The following is a 2,978-nucleotide window of genomic DNA, read 5'->3' as shown; positions in this document are numbered from 1 at the left end:
CCATTGGCGATGCTGCTGCTGATGCTGAGCGAGGGCGCGACCTGGGCCGTCGCGGTCTTCATCCTGCTCTACGGCGCCGGCAGCGGCGCGATGGCGGTGGCGCGGGCCACCATCCCGCTCGTGTTCTACGACCAGGCGGAATTCGCCAAGGCGATGTCGATGATCGCGCTGCCGCTCAATCTCGCCTCCGCGATCTCGCCGCCGCTCCTCGTCGGCCTGCTCACCCAGTTCGGCAGCCGCGGCGCGCTCGGTCTCACCTTCGTCTGCTCCTGCGCGACGGTGCTGATCCTGGTCCTGCTCGGCCGGCGACGGCCGCGGGTGGTGGCGGCGGCGCTGACCTGAGCCGATCAGGCTATATTCGCGGCGCGGAAAGTTGCGGACGGCAATTGCCTTCCGTCCCCGGCAGGAGATGGCCGTATGCCGCCAGTGCAGTGCTCAGCGCGCCAAAATGGTGTATCCGCAGGGAGCGCCGCTTCGAGCCGCCGCGCCAAGATCCAGTTCCCGGAGGAAATCGACATGTCGGCCCTGCCGCTTTCAGGCATCAAGATCCTTGACCTCACGCGCGTCCTCGCCGGGCCGTTGTCGGCCCAGATGCTGGGCGACCTCGGTGCGGAGGTGATCAAGATCGAGCGGCCGGGCACCGGCGACGACGCGCGCGCGTTCGGGCCGCCCTACCTGACCGATCCGGATGGGAAGGCCAACAACAACAATTCCTTCTACCTCTGCGCCAACCGCAACAAGAAGTCGGTCACGGTCAACATCGCCAAGCCCGAGGGGCAGGCCATCATTCGCGAGCTCGCCAAGGACGTCGACGTCTTCATGGAGAACTACAAGGTCGGCGACCTCAAGCGGTACGGCCTCGACTACGAGACGATCAAGGCGATCAACCCCGGCATCATCTATTGCTCGGTGACCGGCTTCGGCCAGACCGGTCCCTATGCGCCGCGCGCGGGCTATGACGCCATCCTGCAGGCGATGGGCGGCCTGATGAGCGTCACCGGCCATATCGACGGCGAGCCGGGCGAGGGCCCGATGAAGGTCGGCCCGTCGATCGTCGACTACATGACCGGCATGAACACCTCGATCGGGATTCTCTCGGCGCTCTACCATCGCGACGTCAACGGCGGGCAGGGGCAGCATATCGACGTCTGTCTGTTCGACACCGTCATCGCATCGCTGTCGCACTGGCTGCAGATCTACCTCGTCAACGGCAAGACCCCGCCGCGCCGCGGTACCTGGGGCAATGGCGGCATGCCGGCCGGCGTGTTCCGCTGCACCGACGGCGAGCTGATGCTGGTGGTCGGCAATGACGGCCAGTTCCAGCGCACCTGCGCCGTGCTCGGCGAGCCCGAGCTCGCCAACGACAAGCGCTTCATCAGGAACAACGACCGCGTCGTGCACGGCAAGGAGATCATGGCGATCTTCGCCGGCCTGTTCCTGAAGCAGCCGGTGGCCTACTGGCTGGAGAAGCTGGAGGAGGCCGGCGTGCCCTCGGGGCCGATCAACAATTTCGAGCAGGTGTTTTCCGATCCGCACGTCCAGTCGCGCGGCATGCGGGTGAAGACGCAGCACAAGTTCGAGCCCGATCTCTCGCTGATCCGCAACGCGCTGACCCTCTCGGGCACTCCGATCACCGAATATCGCGCTCCGCCGCTGCTCGGCGAGCACACCAAGGAAGTGCTCGGCGGCAAGCTCGGCTATGATGCGGAGAAGATCGAGACGCTGAAGCAGCAGGGGATCATCTAGCTTTGACGAAGCCGCGCGCGATCCCCGGGCTTGCCTGGGGCTTGCGGGCAATCCCCAGATAATCCCGGTCCGTAGTCGCACAGGCTTCCGTTCCCCGCGCGAGTCTGGTTCGATCCCTTCACGTGAGTCCGGGAGGGAAGTGAATGTCCTACACGATCGGGTTCCAGGCGAAGGACCAGAAGGCAATTCTGGCGACCGAGGCGGCTACCGCCAATCAGGCCGTCGCCATCGTTGCCGCACTGCGGCGGAGTGCCGAGGAAATCAAGTTCATCCGCTCGCCGCAGGAAGGCGAGATGGGCATCGAGATGCTGCTGCTGCTCGCCAAGGAAGAGGCCGAGGAGATGCCTCAGCGGGCCTAAACTCGCGGCAACTACACTTCGATCAAAAGCGAAGCATGCCGGCTGCAGAATAATGTAGTCAACGGTCAGTCTCGCTCGCACCGAAGGTGGTTGCCATGAAACGCGAAGCGCTCCGCGTCGAACCGATCTCGACGTTTCTCGACCGTCGCAACGCACCGGTCTCGCCGGTGACGCGCGCCGGCAACATGATCTTCGTTGCCGGCCTGCCGCCGTTCGACCCCGAGACGGGCGAGATCGCGGAAGTGCCGATCGAGCGGCAGAGCGAACTGATCTTGGAGCAGATGAAACTTTGCCTGCAGGCGGCCGGCGCCTGCCTCGACAACGTCATGAAGTGCAGCGTCTACAGCACCTCGACCAAGCATTTCGCCGCGTTCAACGCGGTCTATGCGCGTTATTTCCCAATCGATCCGCCGGCGCGGATCTTCGTCTGCACGCCGGAATGGTTCGGCCCCTTCGATGTCGAGATCGACTGCATCGCGATGACATGAGGTTACCGCGCCGCCACCCTTGACGGCGCCTTCGTCTCCGCCTTGCCCGCCGTCAGCGCCATCGTCGCCACGCTGACCACGCGCGCGACGACGTCCTCGACGTCGTCGAGATCGCATTTGCCTTCCGACAGTTTCGTCAGCCGCTCGCTCTCGCGGATGGTGTGGTGCGCCATCGCCAGCGCGAAGTTGAGGCCCCAGTAGATATCGACGTCGCTGCGCTCGGGCAGGGCGCGGCGCATCGCGCCGGCGAATTTCCGCAAATGGTCGATCTCGCGGTTCTTGATGCGGCGGATCGGCGGCACGGATTCGATCGAGGCGCGGATCATGAAGCGCGCCGCGGTCGAGCGCTGGTTCTCGGGACCGAGGCAGCCGCGCAGCGTCGGCC

General features: G+C 65.2%; 3 protein-coding genes and 2 pseudogenes. 4 read left to right on the top strand and 1 reads right to left on the bottom strand.

Going from position 1 to position 2,978, the window contains the following annotated elements; genetic code table 11:
* From MOV75_RS32850 to MOV75_RS32835, 4 genes and pseudogenes are all read left to right on the top strand, one after another.
* A pseudogene (locus MOV75_RS32850) lies at positions 1-342 on the top strand (MFS transporter); the annotation flags it as partial.
* Positions 343-516: 174 nt separating this feature from the next.
* Positions 517-1,746, top strand: coding sequence for a CaiB/BaiF CoA-transferase family protein (locus tag MOV75_RS32845; RefSeq protein ID WP_246918570.1), 1,230 nt, complete (start codon positions 517-519; stop codon positions 1,744-1,746).
* Positions 1,747-1,889: 143 nt separating this feature from the next.
* Positions 1,890-2,105, top strand: coding sequence for a hypothetical protein (locus tag MOV75_RS32840; protein ID WP_246918593.1), 216 nt, complete (start codon positions 1,890-1,892; stop codon positions 2,103-2,105).
* A 95-nt stretch (positions 2,106-2,200) separates the two neighbouring features.
* Positions 2,201-2,593: a RidA family protein gene (locus MOV75_RS32835; protein ID WP_246918596.1), complete on the top strand. Its 393-nt coding sequence runs from the start codon at positions 2,201-2,203 to the stop codon at positions 2,591-2,593.
* Positions 2,594-2,595: 2 nt separating this feature from the next.
* On the opposite strand, the pseudogene MOV75_RS32830 reads toward MOV75_RS32835, so the two are convergent.
* A pseudogene (locus tag MOV75_RS32830) lies at positions 2,596-2,978 on the bottom strand (TetR/AcrR family transcriptional regulator); the annotation flags it as partial.

The organism is Bradyrhizobium sp. PRIMUS42 (assembly GCF_023006515.1).
Taxonomy (GTDB): domain Bacteria; phylum Pseudomonadota; class Alphaproteobacteria; order Rhizobiales; family Xanthobacteraceae; genus Bradyrhizobium.
Note: the sequence above shows the minus strand (reverse complement) of the source record. Positions and strands in the feature narration are given on the sequence as shown.